1 protein-coding gene is annotated in these 1201 nt (G+C 34.8%); it reads left to right on the forward strand.

Going from position 1 to position 1201, the window contains the following annotated elements; translation table 11 throughout:
- The first annotated feature begins 57 nt into the window (after positions 1-57).
- On the forward strand, positions 58-1059 hold the full coding sequence (locus tag FNW07_RS13665) for an IS30 family transposase (RefSeq protein ID WP_126745380.1): 1002 nt from the start codon (positions 58-60) through the stop codon (positions 1057-1059).
- The last annotated feature ends 142 nt before the right edge of the window (positions 1060-1201 follow it).

Consider the following 1201-nt stretch of genomic DNA (forward strand, 5'->3'; position numbering starts at 1 on the left):
CGCAGACTCAAGAATCTAACGCAATTTTTAAGACAAAAAATGACTTAAAATTGTGTTATGAAAACAGCTTACAAAAGACTCAATCGAACCCATAGAATTGAGATTGAAAAACTAATTGCTTTAGGTAAAAATAGAAAGCAAATTGCCACTACTCTATCGGTGCATCCAAGTACCATTTCCAGAGAACTTAAACGTGTCAAAAATGGATGCTATGATAACCTAAAAGCAGAGGTGAATTATGTCCACAATTTAATGGATAAAAGACTGGGGAAAACCAAAATTGGCAACAATCCTAAACTCAAAAATTTTGTATATTCACATCTGGAATTGCATTGGTCTCCACAACAGATTTCCAATGCGCTAAAGCAATTTTATCCATTCGATCCAACAATGCAAATATCACACGAAAGCATCTATTATCACATCTATATTCAACCTAAAAAAGAGGTCGAAAAACTACTCATTTCCCAACTACGACAAAAAAGAAAATACAGAGGAAATACCCGTCGGGGAACTGATAAAAGAACAACAATAAAAGACCCGATCCGAATAGATGAAAGACCCGCTGAAGTAGCAACCCGGGAAATCCCAGGACACTGGGAAGGCGACCTGATACTGGGAAAGAACAGAGAATCTGCCATTGGAACACTGGTCGAAAGAACAACCCGATTTTTAATAATGGTACCACTAAAAAAGAAAGATGCAACATCGGTTAGAAAAGCCTTTGAAAAAGCTTTCTCTAACATTCCAAAACATTTAAAATTATCACTGACTTATGACAACGGAACCGAAATGGCGCAACATAAATTATTTACCAAAAATTCTAAAGTAAAAGTTTATTTTGCGCATCCCTATTCGCCTTGGGAAAGACCAACAAATGAAAACACAAACGGATTAATCAGAGACTATTTCCCTAAAGGAACCGACTTCAATTTACTCTCCAAAAAAGACATAATTCAGGTCCAAAATCAAATCAATGAAAGACCTAGAAAAACCCTTGAATATGAATCGCCTTTAAACACTATTTCAAGATTATATATGACCCAAAATTTTATTTAATGCAATGACTAGTATTCAAAAAAATGATGTAGTTTTATTCTCGAATTTTGAAACCAAATCATTCGAAATTTGGTGCAAAAATGCGGGAAATAAAACGGTAGATTTAAAAACCTAAAAATTGCGCTAGAAACTTGAAACCGCC

Source organism: Flavobacterium sp. GT3R68, from assembly GCF_007109225.1.
In the GTDB taxonomy this organism is placed as follows: domain Bacteria; phylum Bacteroidota; class Bacteroidia; order Flavobacteriales; family Flavobacteriaceae; genus Flavobacterium.